The following is a 17,035-nucleotide window of genomic DNA, read 5'->3' as shown; positions in this document are numbered from 1 at the left end:
ACTAGGCTTCCTCTAAATAGTTATTTCTTTCACAGACTGAGCATGATTCATGATGATTGCAATCACAGCGTATGATGCTACCATTATCTGTAGGCGGTTTATTCTTTAATATTTTGGGATAATGAGCAGGATTAGTTAAGGTATAGACAGCGCCAGCATATCTATCAATTAAAGGCTCAACGCCATTAATCTCATCATGTGTCAAAAATAAGATAACTTGAGATCCTTCTTTCACCATTTGTCTTAATACAGACTGCTTAACATAACCTGACATCATGCCAAGCGGTGTATCAATAACATTCGGAGCTTCGACTTGTGAAATTTTGGTTAGTGCCAAAATAAATGCAAGTGTGATGGCACGCCTAGAAGCACCATTCAAGTCTTGATCCGGATTGATTTTCTGACCATTCATACCATAAACCAAGATTTCATAATTGGGGCTTAATTCAGCTTTTGTAATGGATGAAAAGTCATTACTATCAGCAGAAGACCCAACCATATCTAAAAAGATGCGGTTCATCTCTTGACTGACTTTTTCAACCTCTTGTCCTTTTAATTTATTTAGAATGCTTTGAAAGCCGCTTCTCAAGGTTTTAGACAATTCAATTTTATTAGCAGACTTATCATTCTTGTTTAGTTTTTTCTGAACTCTTTGCTTTTCTCGCTCGCTACTTTCTAGCCTTTGTTGATTTGTACTTATGATTGTATTGGCCTCACTAATATCAGAGACAGTTCCCATCAATTTATTCTCATATTCACGCAGTTGAGTACGAAAGATATCTAATCCATCGTCTTGAACCTGAGCAATCTCTTCTTCTTTTTCATTAAGCTTGAACTGTTTGTCATTAATGAGCTTACTTAGATTATAATATTGTTGCGAAGATGAACTATATTTATCCTTCCACAGTTCAATTGCTTTATTAGTATCACTGCGGTAGATCGCAAAGTGTAAGCTTGTTGCTAATTCAGTCTTTCTATCAGCTTCTTCACTGTCTTTAATGGCAACTTGGATATTATGGCGGTGTGTCTTACCTTCATCTGTATGGTCATCAAGGCTAGAGCCACAAAAGCATTTCGGTTTATCTAATAACTCTTCTAAGATGGGTACATTAGCTTTAGGTAATTGTTTTTTATCTTTTAAATCTCCTAAATAGGACTTAGCTTTATTAAAATCATCTTTTAATAGACCAAGCGAAACATTTTCGTTTTGAACATTATCTCGCATAATTTTTAACGATTCAGCTTCTGTTCTAATAAGACTTTCAAGCTCTCTTTGTATGTTTTTTCTTTCTCCAATAAGCTTGTTTTTATCACCTTGTCTAATAATCTCTTCTATTTTGGCATTAACTGTTTTTTTGCCTTGTTCTAAGTTGGTTTTCTTTGATTCTAAATCTTCTAAACGCTCAGTTTGTTCTTCGATATCTTCATTGTATGAAATGATATGGTTGTTAATTAATTCAAATTCCTTTGCATAGTCTCGATTATCTACTTCCGACTCAAATTTACTGGAAACTGTATTTATATGGCGAATAGTATCAGTTAAGATGTCTAACGATAATAATGATTTAATCGCATTCTCAACACGTCTTTTTTTTACTCCCGCACTAGAGCTCGCTTCAATAAATGATAATGCTCTATCCCCGTCAGTGAAATAAACATCCTTTAGAGTTTCAGGTAAAATGTTTTGAATAAGTTGTTTTTTCTCTGCATCGTATAGTGGTATAGCGCCAGTGGCTTTGATTTCAAAAATGGTGAGGTCATCAATAGGAGGGTTTGATGCAGGTATATACTTTCTGATTAAACGATAGCGTTTGTGGGGCTCATCTTCTTTAGCCTCTGTTTCAAACTCTATGGTAACCTCAGGTACTGCTTGATTCGTATCAAGTTCGCTAAAGGAAACAATATTGAAGTTCTGATACTTATCGGGCAATCCTTCTTCACCCCAAATACCCCACATAAGAGCGTACTGACACGTTGTTTTGCCTGACTCATTAGCGGCACGAATGATGGTTAATGGCTTGTCTGCTTGTGTTGAAAAGTCTAACTGCAGATCCTTCAACAAACGAAAGTTCTTAATATCGGCTCTTATCAGTTTCATGGCTATCTCTTACTCACTTAACAATAAAGTCATCTGATTTTGCATCAATTTTAGCTCGAATTTCTTCAATTTTTTTTGAGTTGCTTTGACCTGCAATACTTGCTTCCATAGCATAAATAGTTTTTGAAAGATTAATAAGTAATTTGCTGTTTTCAGCCCCGTAGTCTTTGGCTAAAAACTCATCTTCTATCATGGTATTAATTTTTCGTGATGAAATAGACATAGTTATCTCCTTTTTTCTTGTAATAAATCTCCAATCTTACCAAGAAGTTCGACCGCACCGTTTTGTTCTGTGCCATTTTTTGAAAATTGAAGAAAAAACTGTATGCGCTCTGCTTCGGATTTTAGTAGATTCTTAAAATCATCATCTATAACAGTATCAGATATAGAAGGCATGACGATAAAATCATGAATGCTAGCATTATCTTTACCCTTATCTTTTCTCAACACCCGCCCAAGTCGTTGTGTCCATTGCTTTTTGGTTGTATTGCTAGCAAGAATATAGGCAGTCTGCGTTTGCGGTACGTTAAAACCCTCATCTAGCACTCGTTTGGAGGTTAAAACTTGAATTCTACCTTGATTATAATCGTCAATGATTTGTTTTAGAGTAGTATTATTAGCAGTTTCAAGACTGGTAATCTGATGAAAATTAATATGCCTTTCATTCAAAATACTATTTATACACTCAAGTTGCTCGGGTTGTTTATCACTACAAAAGACTAACGTATTGGTAATATCAGAGCTTTTAGTTGGGAGATATTGTTTAAAACTGAATATTTTGTTTTCTGCTGTTTCAATAATTCTACGTCGTCTGATACAAAGCCTTGACCAATTTTGAAATTCAATACTATCCTTATTGGCATTGACTGCAAAAGAAAGCCGTTTTATTTTTTGAGTGAGGTCGTAAAACTCATCGTTTTCATCTTCTGTTAAATGAGTAATGTGAGCATGATAATCAAATGGCACAAGGCATTTGCCAATCGCTTTATCAAGTGGGAAGTCATATACCACATCACCAAAATACTGTAGTAAAAATTCAGAACCTTCTTCATCATACTGACGTATCGGCGTCGCTGAAAGACCGATTTTAAAACCAAAAAAATCTGGTGGATTTTCTATAAATCCAGTACTACCAAGGTTATGAACCTCATCTGCAATAAGCAACGTGCTAAACGAGTCCGAGTATTTCTTAATTTTAGCCATTAATTCAGACTTGAGAGCGTTATGGCTGATAATCAAAACTTCAACATGAGAAGAGTTGAATTTGAGGTTTTTACAAGTGCGGTCAATTTTACTTAACTTATTTTTAGAACCGCTAACGTTATTAAGGTTCACAGCTTTTGAGCCAAATAATGCCACCTCATTTTCCCATTGAACCATTAATGCCTTCGTAGGAACAGCGATAACGATTAATAGATTTTTTAAAGATTTACTTAACAAGGTGGCAGTAGTCAATGAGGCAAGTGTTTTGCCACCGCCCGTTGCTATCGAGAGTATGCCCTTATTGTCATTAGCAAACCAAGCGTCTATCGCATCCCCTTGATGAGCGTAATCGCCTGTACGATAATCTAACCAATCAGGAACTTTCAGCGTATTAGGCCTATAGTCTGATAAAAGACTTTCAAGTCTTGAGGTATAATCCTCAGTTTGCATAGATTTAGATTCCTGTTGCTGTTCAAGAGCTTGCCGTAATGTACTTGTCAAATATTGCCTATTGTATTCAGCGGAGACTTGAGTAGATTGAAATTGGAGCAATAAAGCCCTTAATACATCTAAAGTTAAGTTACCACAAATAATGTTGGAATAACTGTTCTCCCACAATAGATTAAAGTCTTGGCGTAATTATTGACAGATCTGTAATGACTGTTTACTCCCTAAAGTGGAATCAACACTCAAATATTCAAGTTTTCTTACTAAGCTACTGTCAGTATGATTACTTCACCCTTGAACTATGATTTCACTACCGTCAATTTACGGAATTAACCAGCATTTAACATGAAACAGCCCTAGTTTTGGTAGGGCTGTTTCTAGTTCAAACTTTATCTAACTTAATAAGATAAGCGCGAGCATAAAAAGTTGATTGGGTTAGGTTATCTTGATTCAAAATAAATCCAGTCATATCCTCGTAATGTATATTGCCTTCATACAAATTAATAAGGGTTGTAATATCTTCTTTTGATAAGTTTGCACTAACAATTAAATGCATCCGATAATTGAAATCTGACTGCAAATAATAAAAAAGTGACTGGGCTATGGCTCGAAAAAAAGAGCTATTAAAATAACCTATCATACAATCATAACCGATAGCATTTTTTATAATAGGTAAAAACAGTTCTTTAGCCAAATTATGCTCAAATGGATTAAAAATAACTGCTTTTAGCGCCATCATAGAGTCTATCCTATAAAATATATGCTGACTAAGCATTTTCTCAGAATCAATATAATATTATATATATTAATTAAACGTCAAAAGCTACCTATCTGATATAGCATGTCAATTTAGTTATTTAGTTATTTAGTTATTTAGTTATTTAGAAAATTAGGCTTGTCTGCTTCCTCGTGCTTGGGTTAACCAAGATGGTCTTTTACCTCGGCTTCAAGGGTAGTATCGATAAAGGATTGCATGAGCTATTCCTAAAAATCTTGGATATCGTCAAAGCTGTTCATGCTGCTGGTAATTTGCTCGGCTAGTTTTTTAATGTCAGATTGAGTAGTCATTGCTTATTCTCAGGTTAGCGGATTATAAGCCGTACACAGAGCTTGGGAAAATCTCAAGACTTCAGGCACATGAAAAATGGCTTTAGCAGGTATATCATGTATACGTGCTCAATCCCAAATTTCCCACATTCAGTCTTTAATTTGAAAATTCTTAGTACAAGTCGCGTTATTTTTTTTTGCTATTCATAATAACTACTATTGCTCTATCTTTGCTAAGTTAAAACGCACAACACATTACAGAATAAAAAGTGTTGTGCGTTTTACTGGTCTTTATTTTTCATCGCGGGAAGAGTGGTCATAAACCCACGATTTTTTTATGTAAAATTTTTTATTACGGTAGTTTAGCTTATTATTTCCTAAGTGCTATTCATTTGGTTTCTTACATTTTTGGGCTTAATTGATGACACGCCATAGTTGCGTGCGCTACTTTTTACCAAGTCACCTTACCGCTCACTCTACCCAAAAATTGATTAACAGTTTCTGATACATCTGAGAGACGATTCTCACTAACATCGAGTTGTTCCAATGTTTTTAGGCTGGCAATACTATCAGGCAAACTTTGTAGGTCATTGTGATAGAGTCCAAGACTTTTTAATTGATGTAGATTGCCTATCGAGCTTGGCAGGGTTGTGAAATCAGAAGCACGTATGTCTAGTTTATCAAGGTTTGTTAAATTTCCGATACTCTCAGGCAAGGCCTTCAAATCTCTATTAGCGCACAGTTGAATACTTGTGAGCTTGCTTAGATTGCCAATAGAGTCAGGTAACTCCTGAACCTGCGTTCCTCTCATATCAAAACTGGTAAGTGAAGATAAATTACCGAGCTCATCAGGAAATCTCTCCAAGCTTTTTGAAAAGATATTAAGCGATTTAAGATTCTTTAATTTACACAGTACCTTTGGGAATTCAGTGAAAGCGCACTTCATAAAAACCAGCGTCTCTAAGCTATCTAATTGAGCAATCTCTTCCGGCAGCTCCTTAAAACCTATTAGTCTAAGATATTTTAGGTTTTTTAAATTGCCGATAGCGCCTGGCAATGGCTTAGTGGACTCACTTTCGCTTTGTAATACTGACTTATTATCAATATAGCTATAACTCGTCAATTTTCCATATCCTAAATCAAGTCGCTCTAACTGACGTAATGCCCCAGGATCACGAGGGACAATGCTATCAGGGCCACAATGCATATTATGGTTATCGATCCAGTCCCATATCTCTAACATCCAGTCTTCAACGCCCGTATCTTGATTGCGAGTAGTGTGGTCATCTTTGTTGGTTTCATCGCTATATACTGTCATAAGGTTACCTTTTAATAATCGTTAAATGAGGTGAGTGCATTCGAATTTTTAGCTGGTCTTATTGTTATGTGTCAAACTGCAGAGTAGTTGGGCACAGTAATAAAACCAAGGTAAGCCATATTTTTAACATAGCTTGATCTATCAGTAACTGAGACTGATAAAAGCTTATGACGCTGTTTGGAGAGCTTGTTTAAAAAAGCGGGATAGCATAAAGCGCTCATAAGACTCAGTAGCTGAGTATGAGAAAAATGATTAAGAAATATAAAAGTTGGAATCAATCGACTAGAAGTAGTCATAAAGAAATCTCCTGTTGCTCTGTCTGTGCCAAATTGAAACGACACAGTCACCTTACAGAGCGAAAAGGAGTTGTGCGTTTTACCAGTCTTTATTTTTCATCGCGCTGGAAGTAGCGGTAAACCCACGATGTTTTTTTATCATAACAAGCTGTTTAGCATTTGTCAAAAGTGAAGTGGCTTATCAAATGTTGATAATGTTCAAGAGAAGATATACTGCACACAAAAAATCCAGACAGCTTAGCTGTCTGGATTTTTTGACGGTTAATACTCATTTATTTTCTTTTATCTGTTCACCCCAAAGAATGCTCAAATATACAAGTACTTTATCGGACAAGCATAACCGCATTATTCATATACGATATTGTCTAAGTAGACATAGCACTGAGAGGTCTTCCAAAATAGGATTTTTTACCAACTGAAAAATCCAATAGATTGAGACGGCTCACGTTGCATTTTTTATATAATGAATGAGTTTCGACTTTCATCACAATTATACATGATTCGATTTCATGGTTTAATTCATTAAGATTCAAATGTATTGAATAAGAATTAGAGTTCAAAGGTACAAGTCACACTATTGCCTTCAGCATCCAAAGCTCTTAAGTTTATAAGGGCATTGCTATAGTCAAGGTTAAAAAAATCATCAAAGCTTTTGGCAATCCCAACATCACTTGAGGTGCCCGCATTGGCTTGGTCTGTGATGGCATAGACATAAAGAGGCTGATATCCTGGTTTTTGCCATTTGTAAAATTGTTGTGAGAATAAACCATCTTCCTCGGTATCACAGTTTGATTTCACTCGAGTAAGCTCATTTGCTCTAAAGAGATCCTCAGTCTTATACACAGCGCTACCTGTTTCATCTTCCATAACGCCTTGACCAGAGTTGATTTTAATTAACACGGGCTTATCTTTTGTACCATAAGCAGAGACTCCACCATGATCGTCTAAACCACCCCATATATAGTAGCTTGGATCTTCAGGCGTATACTCATTTTTAGTGGGCGTTTTAGGGTCCCATTTTTGTATATCAGGTGTGCTTGCTAATGTATCCCAGCTCCACTCTGCATTTGGTTTAAGTGCCAGTGAGTCAGTAATGTTGGCAAATCTAGGTGGGTTTTCTTCAACGACAACCTCTGCCTCTTCTGCTGATTTCTCGGTTTCAGCTGCATCCGTTGAGGCAGTCACGACAGGTTCTGTGGTAACTGCTTCTTTGGCAGTAGTATCTTGCTTAGTATCTTCTACGGCGGTTTGGTCAGAACAACCAGATAAAGCAATAAAACTCATTAAAGTAAAAGCTGAAAGCAGACGATTAGATAGCACTATATAATTCCTTGAAAAGTATAAAAGTAGTTAATAACTATTTATGAATAGCAAAACGCATTTATTGTGGGCAGGCTACTTTTTTATCTGACTTATTAATACAAACCGTCTGCTCATTGATAGTCGCAACTTCTGCTACACCATCTTCAAATATGAAATAGTTGGCACCCATATAATTGACGCTATACCGTTCAACATTGCTATCAGCATATTTAAAAGGAATGATGGTTTTATTCGTGCCATCAATGAAGCCCCATTTATTACCTTTTAAGACGCCCGCGACGCCTTCTTTAAATGGACGTATTTCATCATAAACAAAAGGTATAGCGACTTTACCTGTCTTAGTGATATAGCCCCATTTCCCACCTTTTTCCATACCGGCCAGTCCTTCAGAGAAACCGTAGACGCCGCCAAAGTGACCGTTTGTCCCATCATACTGCGGAGCAATAATTTCTTTACCATCCTTATCAACAAAGCCCCATTTACCAGCTTTTGACATCACAGGTGCTGCGCCTTCGCTAAAGGATTCAATAGAACTGTATTTATTACTAAAAGGCATAATGACTTTGTTAGAGGTATCGATAATGCCTAATTTCCCGCCTTTTGAAACTATGATACGACCTTTTGAAGGAGATTCAGCCCATCTTTCATCATATTTATCATCAGGGTCTATCATGTTGTCATAGACCGTTGGCACAACGAGCTTTCCTTGTGTATTCATGTAGCCGACTTTGCCATTTTTCATCACTGGAAAGACACCATTGTCAACACTATAGTAGTCTACATTTTCATAACCCTTTAAACTTAGTAGTGCCTTTCCTTGCTTATCTAATAGGGTTTGCACGCTATAGTCAGCGTTGTGTCCAACGAAGTATTTATCATCTGCTGTGCAAGATACTTCAGCGTATTTTGTCTTTGGTGGCTTGCAGTTATCTACATAAGCTTGGGCAGATAATGTAAAAGAGCAAAGGCTAAGTGCAGCAGCCAGAGAAAGCAAACGGCTAGGGGATAAAGTCATAAGTTGTATTCCTTGTTATTGAATGAAGATGTTTTTTTTAAACTCGATTCGTATTCGAAATTATATCGCTTAATTTAGCGTTAAAATATTGATCCGACGAACGGTAATTGCGGGTTTATCCCTCAAAATAAGAGACTTTACAGGTATAAAGTAAGATATAAAACCTTTTTTATTTTTACTATCTTGTCACTTTAACTTTGAGAAATGACGTTATGGGTGTAGACCGCTTTCATGTCTGACTATGGATCTATCAGAGCAAATCAGAATAATTTGCATAGTTTTTTCGCTTAAGCTCTTTACCATTTTTATCAATCGTAATCGCCGCAATTTGACCGTCCTCACCGTCTTGGTACACAACCATAGTACCGTTTTCAAAATAGCCACCAATGACATCGGATGAATCTCCACCTGGTTCAAGAAAAGCATGATCATATTGTGGTTCTATAACGACTTTGCCTGAGGTATCAACGAATCCCCACTTAGCGTCATAGTCGCCTTTAGCGACCGCAGCTAGCCCTTCAGAGAAGTCCATTGCCTGATCCCAAATGGGGGCAATTATTTCTTTGCCTTTGGAATTAATAAAGCCATTTTTTTCTGAGTCTGTCGGTGTGAAGTTTGCTAAACCATCTTTGAATTCACCTAAATGGTTGTATTTAAAATCAATAGCCGTTTTACCAGAATGATCAATCGCACCGTATTTGTAGTCTTTTGATACTGTTGCTAGAGCGTTAGAAAAATCTGAGGCACTTTCATATTTAAAAGGAATAACTGTGTTTCCTTCTTTATCCATATATCCCCATTGGTCTTTATTTAGAATAGCGACCACGCCTTCACTGAAATCTCTTGCATCCAGCATCCAGCCATAATCTGCTTCGATATTTACTGGGATCACAAGCTCGCCTGAGTTGTTAACGTATCCAATGTAATAGCCGCCGTCAGAATCAGACTTTAGATTCTTTTTGAGTAGATAAGCCATGCCATCATGGAAATCACCGCAGAAGTCATACTCTGCTTTTAAGATAATCTTTCCTTCACTATTTTTAAAGCCACATACTTCTGAATACTCACCATTAGCCACAGTATATTGGACCAATTTAGAATCAGTCTTTACAGTTGGTGACTCATCTGACTCTGGTGCCACTTCTGTATTCGGCTTTTTATTTAATTCTGTCTCGATTTTTTTTGATTCGACGCTCATATTATCGGTAGTATTTACGGTGTCTGGAACGGACTCGTTTTTACTACAACCACTAAGGGCAAGGCTTGCCATTACTGACAAAACAATAAATTTTCTTCCTAACATCCTAATTGTCCTTTTTATACTCTTATATTGTTTGCTGAAGATTTAGCGCTAATTTGACGTCAAATTTCAATAGTAAATAGCTTTTTAATTTTAATAACGCTGCTGAACCGCTACTTAAACAAAGAAACTATTGTGATACATGACGAATATCCACTTTAATAAAAAGGTTATATTCTAGCAACAATTAACTTGGTTTCATATACAAACATTAGTTTAATTTAAAGTGAATTTGATAAAGGAAATAAGGGTTATTTTATTTAGGTTTAAGAGGCAAGTAGGTGGAATAATTATTCAAGATATAGACATCAACTTAATTACTATTTATCAGTACAACAATTTAAATTAGATTACCCTAGCTTCTGCGAAAAATAATTTTAAATGTATGTATTTCATTTAGATAAAATCTAACCTAGAAAATAATTTTATAGGTTGTTCGTTATACTAGCCTGTATGATAAATATATAGGCTCAACATCATGAATATCTCTTCAAATAAACATAAAGCCCAAAATATGCTTCCTACAGCACAAACCTGTGCAATTACCTTTCAAGGTAATGCCAGTAATAACCTGCAGCAAGACGCTTTTTTCTTTTTAGATAACTGGTATCAAGAAGACTTAGGAGTAATGGCAGTGACACCAGTTACACTTCCTTTTTGTTTAGCAGTCTCTGACGGTGTTGCCAGCTCCAATTATTCACAGCATTGCTCAAAGGCGGTGGTAAAATCAGTTAGTTAGCTGTGGAGTGAGCAAAAGAGTATCCGCTCAGACAGTATTCATCAGTTGATTAATCAAGCTAAGCACTCAAGCAAGCGTCATGGTGCAGCGGCAACCCTGGCGATAATTGTTGGAGAGCTAAATAGTGATGGGGCAATAAAGGCGAAGATAACCCATGTCGGTGATAGCCGCGTTTACTGGTTGCCTAAAGGAGAGTCACAATGGCAGTGCCTGACTCGTGATCATAACTTGTTAAATGAACTCATTGACCAGCAGGCACAGGAGCAAGGTCGCCAAGCAGAGTTTACAGAATATAACCGAGAAGGGATGGCGGGGAGCTTATATAGCATTACTGAATGCTTTGCATTAACTAGTGATAGCAGTTACCTAAGTAGTGAAGCGCCAGAAAGTATCTCTCGAACGATGGATATTCATAGTGGCGACTGTCTCTTGGTTTGTACGGATGGCATTCATGATTTAGTGCCAAGTCATGAATGGCAAGCTGTCAGTGAAGAGACTGATTTACAGGATTGGCTAATCACTTTGAAGGACCAAGTTTATGATTCCGAGGGTGATGCTTATGATAATGGCACAGCGATTTTGCTTCGTTTTGATTAAATGTTTATTTGAATAATGAACTCATTACTGAGTTCACTTAATAGAGAAGCCAATATGCCCACACATCCTATCGCCAGCTATAATAAATCAGAACGCCTATTTATACTCTATCAACGTTTGCCACGTGATAAAGCCAAAGCCATCTCATTAACTGAGCTTATGAGTGCTTATGGCAATGACCTCAAAGGTTTTGCTAATGAGCGTAAAAACCTAGAGAACGATCTGATTGCACTAAACCAAATCTTTAGCGATATTTTTTATAGTGAAGCCTTGGTTCGAGTACCAGCGTGGGGGCAAAATATTAGTGGAAAGACAGCACGCTTTTATATTGAGCCGAGCTTCAGCATCGATGTTATCAATGAGCAAACGGTCTTCTTTTGGGAGATGCTAGATAAATATACCGCAAACTATTTGCCGATATCTTTTAAGCAAAATATCACAGATAAGCTCACCCAATTAGGCCGGCACAATAAGGATGGTTTCAATCAAAGTAAGCTAGGACAATGGCAAGATTATCTCATTACCTTACCTAGTATCGTACAAGCACCGACGCTTAATAATGATGTGATGGCCAGTATTCACCAAGCTCTGCTAAATAGACTGCAACTCAAAATTAGTTATCAAAATAAATGGCATGGCAGTTCTGCTGAAAGAGTGATATACCCCAAAGGACTTATCTTTATTGGCAATATGATCTACCTCACAGGCTTTAATCCTACTGATGATCATATCGATGATGAGTTACTGCTAGAAGCGCATCGTAATTTTGCGGTTAATCGTATTGCTGAGGCAGTAGTAATAGATAAGGTGATACCTGATTGGGTAGGGAGAAATGCTTTTTCATTAGAGCATTTGAATAAATTGGGTAAGTTAGAACCGACTGATAATGACCAGATCAAACTAGTTTTAAGAGTGCAAAAATATGCCTGTCAGCATCTTTATGAGCGTCCATTATCACAAGATCAGCAGATTACTATGATAGATGATACTTGGAATCAGGTAAGTGCTACTGTTGCCAATACTAAGCGTCTGCAGGATTGGCTGATGAGTATGTCGCAGCTGGCCGTGGTTGTTGAGCCAATAGCGTTAAAAACGGTTATTCTAGAGCGTTTACAGAGTGCGTTAGAGTTGTATGAGGATTAGTGCAATAAGATGTATTCAACAACTATTAATAAATTATAAGGAAATATAATTGTGAGTGAAGTCCAGACCTTAATAAATGCAGTCAGCCAAAAAATCCATGCTTTAGAGACTGCGCAAGCACTCTACAGTCGGCAGCTTTCACCTGACTTTAATACTTTTGACTATATCACCACCGATGAATTGGGACTTAGCCGTATTTTAGCGGCTCTACTCGATCCACAAGGTAGTCATGCTCAGCAAGAAACCTTTTTAAGATTATTTATTGAGCATTGCCTACCTGATATGTACAAAGCTCCAGAATGGCAGATTTTTCTTGATAATGTTGATAAAACAGAGGTTTTTGTTGAGCAAGTTACATCAAGAAGTAATAGCCTACGCCGTATGGATATTTATCTACAATGTCGGGTGGGTGAGAACAGTTACGGTGTTTGCATTGAGAACAAGCCTTATGCGGTAGATCAGTTTGAGCAGTTAAGGGATTATGCTGAAGAGCTTAAAAAAAGAAGCCACAAGGCTTGGCATCTTATTTACCTTAATGAGTCTAATGAAGGTCCGAGCAAATACAGTATTGATATGAGTGAATTAGAAGCGTTGAAAAAGGAAAAGCAATATAGCCATCTTCGTTTTAGCGATCTAATTGTTTGGCTCAAAGCGTGTAAAGTAGAATGCCATAACCACAGTGTCAGTGAGTTTATTACACAGCTAATCAAGTTTATTCAAAAGCAATTTATGGGGATTGAAGATATGAGTGAAGACAATGCAGTTTTAGATATTATTAAAAAAAATGCAGCTACCATCGATGCCAGTATCAAGGTTTCTAACACTGTGGATCGAATGAAGAAAGAGCTGATAGCAAAGCTGAAAATAGACTTATTAGCGAAATGTAAAAAAACTGATTATGAATTGGATGTCACTTATCTTGGTGAAGGTAGAAGGTACGAACAGATTAGATTTATAATCCCTGGCTACGATATGGGATGGGTTTGCTTCGAGTTCGATAATGCAAATTTCGACCATCCCATTTTAGGCATTAAATTTATTTCCGCAGAAGAGGCAAAATCTTGTCCATATACGGAAAAAATGAAAACAATCTTAAATACCGTGCTAGCTGATAAAAAAGTAAACTCCTCTCCACAATGGCCTGCTTACTATTATTTTTATCCACAGGATTGGAAAGGTTCAAGTGAGGCATGGCTAATGATAGATAAAGGCACAATGGCAGATAAAATTTTAGAGGAAATGGATAGTGTTTTTGATGTTTTGAAATGCCTCACTCAATAATCATGCCTTAACTCAATAAAGGAATATAGTCTATGTCAGAAATTAAGAGTAATACTGATGTGCAACTATGGATGACAGAGCTGTGGACATGGGCTGATAAGTTTAAGATTTCTAAAGATGTCTTGCCACGTGATCACGCTACTCTATTGGCGTTAACAGACCTGAGTATTGATTGTAGCCAATTAACTAAGTTACCTGAAAGTATTGGCTACTTATGCAACTTAACCAATCTCAAGCTAAACTGCGAAGCGCTTGAGCATTTACCAGAATCAGTAGGGCAGTTAAGTCAGTTAGAGAAGCTTACGGTCAATAGCCATAAAATACAGGAGTTTCCTGATAGCATCGCTAATCTTGAGAATCTTAGCCTAATAGATGTTCCTAATCAGTTAATTAGTCGATTACCAATAGCTGTCATTGAAAGATATCGTAACAATGAATTGTGGATTAAAAATATCACTTTTACAAAGTTGTATACGCCGCAAAAAAGCGAATATGACTTAGCCGCATTTGGTTTTTTCCTTGTCAAGGATGATTGGGATGAAAGTCAATTAATTGATCTAAAGCAAAAGACAGCACCAGAATTTTTATTCGGTCTGCAAACGACTGAAAAAGCTATTAAGCAATTTGATGTGGTAGATGGCATTATCATTTGCAAGCCTGATGAAGTACAACAAATCATGAAGGTATTTGAAACTGCATTTTGCTTAGAATCTATTGGCGTGAATTATGTTGGTATCCCTTATGATGATCTGAGAGATACGCTCAGCTTTAAAAGACCTGCTAGGTTCATCCAATCAAGCATAATTAGCATGTCTAAGTTAGATGTAGCGCTCAGTCAAATTGTCCGTCAAATCCCTGAAGAAATTAGCATAAAGTCTTTTATTTTTAAATTTGAGGGCAGTCGTTATCCATCGTTTGAAGAATGGAACAACATAGCCGCTCCTATTGAGGCTAAGGTTTTAGATGAAAAGAACCTATTTTTTAATGCAGAAGTGATTGATGAGCCTGATCGGTGTTGGATGGGAGCGATATATGTTGCTAGCTAATTGGGTTAAGTGCATTTTTGAAACAAGCGATTCAAAATTAGTTATCGTTAAATACTTGAAAAGCGGTCTCCAGCTTTTTAAGTAATGTCTGCTTTAATGGGCTTCCCTATGATACTTCTATATAAGTCTTAATAAGCTAGTACATTATTTTTACTTCAATAAAAAAATATTTTAAAAATCAATTAAGGGTTAATCATGACAACGCCCAATTTATTCAAGTTTGCTACTTCTGAGCTGTCTCAAGATGCATTTATATGCTGGTTACTTTCTTGGGCAAAAAAAGAGTATAAAAAAGGAGACGACAAACAAAAGGCTCTAAATGGAATCGCAAATAGAGTCTTAGCGTTATTCTTCGAAAAAGCTGGTAAAGAAATACCGAATACCATCGAGACTATAGTCGTACAACGCCAAGTGAGTAATATTGATATTCTATGTATTATTAATGACACCTACTGTGTCTTAATCGAAGATAAGGTAGGCAGTATTCAGCACTCAAATCAATTAGTTCGATATAAGCAGTTTATGATTGATGGGCATTCTACAATATTTGAAGAAAACAAAATTGTTGCTATTTATTTGCAGACTCATGATCAAAGCAGTTATAAAAGAGTATTAGAAGATGGATTTTATCCTATTACTAGAAAAGATTTATTAGATATATTCAACAATGAAAGACATGAAGGTTTAAAGTATAGTGATATATATACCAATTTTTACGACTATCTAACATCCATTGAGGATGCAGTGCAAAGCTTTAAGTACTTACCAGTTAGTAAATGGGGACATAGAGCTTGGATAGGTTTTTTTCAATATCTACAATCACAATCACAATTAGGAGAAGGGAGTTGGGGCTATGTAGCTAACCCATCAGGAGGTTTTATGGGGTTTTGGGGGTTTACTCGCAAAGTGGATGATGTAGATATTTATCTGCAATTAGAACAAGATAAAATTTGTTTTAAAATGGCTATACCTCAGAAAGAAAACCGTAAAAATTTTAGAAATAGATTTTATAAATTATTCGTAGCAGAAGCGTCTAACTTCGACTTAACGGTTAGTAAACCTAAACGTTTTGGTTTAGGTAGACATATGACCTTCGCTGTACTTGATACAGATATTATCAATACTAATAGCACGAGCTTAGTGAACCTAGAAGATGTAAATACACTTATAAATGACTTGCGTAAGTTTATAAATCATGGGGTGGATCAATATGAGAAGCAAAGTGATTGTTGATTAGCATGGTTGCTATGCATTAGTATGAATTTATCCTTTAACAAGGCTCTATTTATGATAGAAACCCCTAACGCACTTCTATATAAACCAAATATTGAGGAATATAATCCATCAGTTATCGCTTGTTTTTGTATTAGCGATGACTGGAATGAGCAATCGCTATTGAAGCTAAAAGAAAAAACAGATGCTTATTTCTTAGTAGGTATACAGACACCTGACAGTGAGTTGGTGAGTTTCGATATCGTAGAGGGTATTGTTGAGTGTCAATCTGAAGACGTAAGCCAAGTGGTTAAATTGTTGAATATCAGTCAGCGAGGCTTGATAGGTATAGATGTCAACGATATCAAAAACTTATTTGAACGATCACGATCTTATAAATTCATTCAAATTCATATAACAGATGAATTTGAAACAGATATGGTAAAAACTACAGCCCATGAATTGGTTGATCAGCTCCCTAAAGGCCTTAATGTTGAAGGTCTATTAGTAGGCATGGAGAGTAGCGAGAGCCTCTCAATAAACCATACTTCTTATATAATAGATTTTCTTGAAAAGAGCATTGTAGGGGATGAGTTATATAAGTACTACTGTACAAGTATTAGCGATGAAGCTAATTCTTTTCGTTTAAGAATGATATATGCTGAGGCTCATTAAGACCTTTACTACATTTAAGAGAGAAGCATGAATAAAAAGCCAGGCAACCCAAGCTGCCTAGCTTTAAAATTTGAACAACTTATCTACTATTATGTTCCCGCCATACAGCATGCTCACATACCTCACAGCACCAACTGTCTTTTGAGCGCATAAAAGGTATGTCTACTGGTATCTGTAAAGGGCACACATAACCACAGTATTCGCATCGCACATCATCTAAATAAGCAAAACACTCACTGATTGTCTCGAATAGTACTTGAGTGCTAATCTCATACTTCTCACAGATGTTTTCTAT

General features: G+C 36.5%; 15 protein-coding genes and 1 pseudogene. 7 read left to right on the top strand and 9 right to left on the bottom strand.

Annotation, left to right across the window (positions count from 1 at the left end; genetic code table 11):
• Window position 1: 1 nt before the first annotated feature.
• The 9 genes and pseudogenes from FHS24_RS02935 to FHS24_RS02900 all read right to left on the bottom strand — a co-directional run bounded on the left by FHS24_RS02935 (window position 2) and on the right by FHS24_RS02900 (window position 10,050).
• On the bottom strand, window positions 2-2,098 hold the full coding sequence (locus FHS24_RS02935) for an AAA family ATPase (RefSeq protein ID WP_183618528.1): 2,097 nt from the start codon (window positions 2,096-2,098) through the stop codon (window positions 2-4).
• Window positions 2,099-2,111: 13 nt separating this feature from the next.
• Window positions 2,112-2,321, bottom strand: coding sequence for a hypothetical protein (locus FHS24_RS02930; protein WP_183618527.1), 210 nt, complete (start codon window positions 2,319-2,321; stop codon window positions 2,112-2,114).
• A gap of 2 nt (window positions 2,322-2,323) precedes the next feature.
• The gene (locus tag FHS24_RS02925) at window positions 2,324-3,802 is read right to left on the bottom strand and encodes a DEAD/DEAH box helicase (RefSeq protein WP_183618525.1); all 1,479 of its coding nucleotides are present in this window, start codon (window positions 3,800-3,802) and stop codon (window positions 2,324-2,326) included.
• A 328-nt stretch (window positions 3,803-4,130) separates the two neighbouring features.
• Complete coding sequence (locus tag FHS24_RS02920; RefSeq protein WP_183618524.1) at window positions 4,131-4,487, bottom strand: phospholipase D-like domain-containing protein; 357 nt, start codon at window positions 4,485-4,487, stop codon at window positions 4,131-4,133.
• Window positions 4,488-4,669: 182 nt separating this feature from the next.
• Window positions 4,670-4,816, bottom strand: a pseudogene (locus FHS24_RS12685) (IS256 family transposase); the annotation flags it as partial.
• Between the two features lie 430 nt (window positions 4,817-5,246).
• Window positions 5,247-6,113: a leucine-rich repeat domain-containing protein gene (locus FHS24_RS02915; RefSeq protein WP_183618523.1), complete on the bottom strand. Its 867-nt coding sequence runs from the start codon at window positions 6,111-6,113 to the stop codon at window positions 5,247-5,249.
• Between the two features lie 845 nt (window positions 6,114-6,958).
• Window positions 6,959-7,729, bottom strand: a complete 771-nt coding sequence (locus FHS24_RS02910) for a hypothetical protein (RefSeq protein ID WP_183618522.1) — start codon at window positions 7,727-7,729, stop codon at window positions 6,959-6,961.
• A 61-nt stretch (window positions 7,730-7,790) separates the two neighbouring features.
• The gene (locus tag FHS24_RS02905; RefSeq protein ID WP_183618521.1) at window positions 7,791-8,747 is read right to left on the bottom strand and encodes a WG repeat-containing protein; all 957 of its coding nucleotides are present in this window, start codon (window positions 8,745-8,747) and stop codon (window positions 7,791-7,793) included.
• A gap of 250 nt (window positions 8,748-8,997) precedes the next feature.
• On the bottom strand, window positions 8,998-10,050 hold the full coding sequence (locus FHS24_RS02900; protein WP_183618520.1) for a WG repeat-containing protein: 1,053 nt from the start codon (window positions 10,048-10,050) through the stop codon (window positions 8,998-9,000).
• Between the two features lie 475 nt (window positions 10,051-10,525).
• Here FHS24_RS02900 and FHS24_RS12405 point away from each other — a divergent pair, with 475 nt between their 5' ends.
• The 7 genes from FHS24_RS12405 (at window position 10,526) to FHS24_RS02870 (ending at window position 16,740) form a co-directional block, all read left to right on the top strand.
• Entirely contained in the window at window positions 10,526-10,786 is a 261-nt protein-coding gene (locus FHS24_RS12405) for a hypothetical protein (RefSeq protein WP_227671706.1), read from the top strand.
• 45 nt (window positions 10,787-10,831) lie between these two features.
• Window positions 10,832-11,383 (top strand): PP2C family protein-serine/threonine phosphatase, encoded by a 552-nt coding sequence (locus FHS24_RS12400; protein WP_227671705.1) that lies wholly within the window; start codon window positions 10,832-10,834, stop codon window positions 11,381-11,383.
• Between the two features lie 54 nt (window positions 11,384-11,437).
• A complete protein-coding gene (locus FHS24_RS02890; protein ID WP_183618519.1) occupies window positions 11,438-12,526 on the top strand; it encodes a helix-turn-helix transcriptional regulator in 1,089 nt (362 codons plus the stop codon).
• A 51-nt stretch (window positions 12,527-12,577) separates the two neighbouring features.
• Window positions 12,578-13,807, top strand: a complete 1,230-nt coding sequence (locus FHS24_RS02885; RefSeq protein ID WP_183618518.1) for a PDDEXK-like family protein — start codon at window positions 12,578-12,580, stop codon at window positions 13,805-13,807.
• 32 nt (window positions 13,808-13,839) lie between these two features.
• A complete protein-coding gene (locus FHS24_RS02880) occupies window positions 13,840-14,853 on the top strand; it encodes a leucine-rich repeat domain-containing protein (protein ID WP_183618517.1) in 1,014 nt (337 codons plus the stop codon).
• A gap of 195 nt (window positions 14,854-15,048) precedes the next feature.
• Window positions 15,049-16,086 carry a PD-(D/E)XK nuclease family protein gene (locus FHS24_RS02875; protein ID WP_183618516.1) on the top strand — a complete coding sequence of 346 codons (1,038 nt, stop codon included), beginning with the start codon at window positions 15,049-15,051 and terminating at the stop codon, window positions 16,084-16,086.
• Between the two features lie 54 nt (window positions 16,087-16,140).
• Window positions 16,141-16,740, top strand: a complete 600-nt coding sequence (locus tag FHS24_RS02870; protein ID WP_183618515.1) for a hypothetical protein — start codon at window positions 16,141-16,143, stop codon at window positions 16,738-16,740.
• The last annotated feature ends 295 nt before the right edge of the window (window positions 16,741-17,035 follow it).

It is taken from the genome of Psychrobacter luti, from assembly GCF_014192115.1.
GTDB lineage: Bacteria > Pseudomonadota > Gammaproteobacteria > Pseudomonadales > Moraxellaceae > Psychrobacter > Psychrobacter luti.
The sequence above is the reverse complement of the archived record's forward strand: the minus strand, read 5'-3'. Positions and strand labels throughout refer to the sequence as shown.

What these genes read in the sequence shown, in the direction of transcription:
- FHS24_RS02935 (WP_183618528.1), bottom strand. Translation starts at nt 2,098, where the DNA reads ATGAAACTGATAAGAGCCGATATTAAGAACTTTCGTTTGTTGAAGGAT.
- FHS24_RS02930 (WP_183618527.1), bottom strand. Translation starts at nt 2,321, where the DNA reads ATGTCTATTTCATCACGAAAAATTAATACCATGATAGAAGATGAGTTT.
- FHS24_RS02920 (WP_183618524.1), bottom strand. Translation starts at nt 4,487, where the DNA reads ATGATGGCGCTAAAAGCAGTTATTTTTAATCCATTTGAGCATAATTTG.
- FHS24_RS02915 (WP_183618523.1), bottom strand. Translation starts at nt 6,113, where the DNA reads ATGACAGTATATAGCGATGAAACCAACAAAGATGACCACACTACTCGC.
- FHS24_RS02905 (WP_183618521.1), bottom strand. Translation starts at nt 8,747, where the DNA reads ATGACTTTATCCCCTAGCCGTTTGCTTTCTCTGGCTGCTGCACTTAGC.
- FHS24_RS02900 (WP_183618520.1), bottom strand. Translation starts at nt 10,050, where the DNA reads ATGTTAGGAAGAAAATTTATTGTTTTGTCAGTAATGGCAAGCCTTGCC.
- FHS24_RS12405 (WP_227671706.1), top strand. Translation starts at nt 10,526, where the DNA reads ATGAATATCTCTTCAAATAAACATAAAGCCCAAAATATGCTTCCTACA.
- FHS24_RS02890 (WP_183618519.1), top strand. Translation starts at nt 11,438, where the DNA reads ATGCCCACACATCCTATCGCCAGCTATAATAAATCAGAACGCCTATTT.
- FHS24_RS02880 (WP_183618517.1), top strand. Translation starts at nt 13,840, where the DNA reads ATGTCAGAAATTAAGAGTAATACTGATGTGCAACTATGGATGACAGAG.
- FHS24_RS02875 (WP_183618516.1), top strand. Translation starts at nt 15,049, where the DNA reads ATGACAACGCCCAATTTATTCAAGTTTGCTACTTCTGAGCTGTCTCAA.
- FHS24_RS02870 (WP_183618515.1), top strand. Translation starts at nt 16,141, where the DNA reads ATGATAGAAACCCCTAACGCACTTCTATATAAACCAAATATTGAGGAA.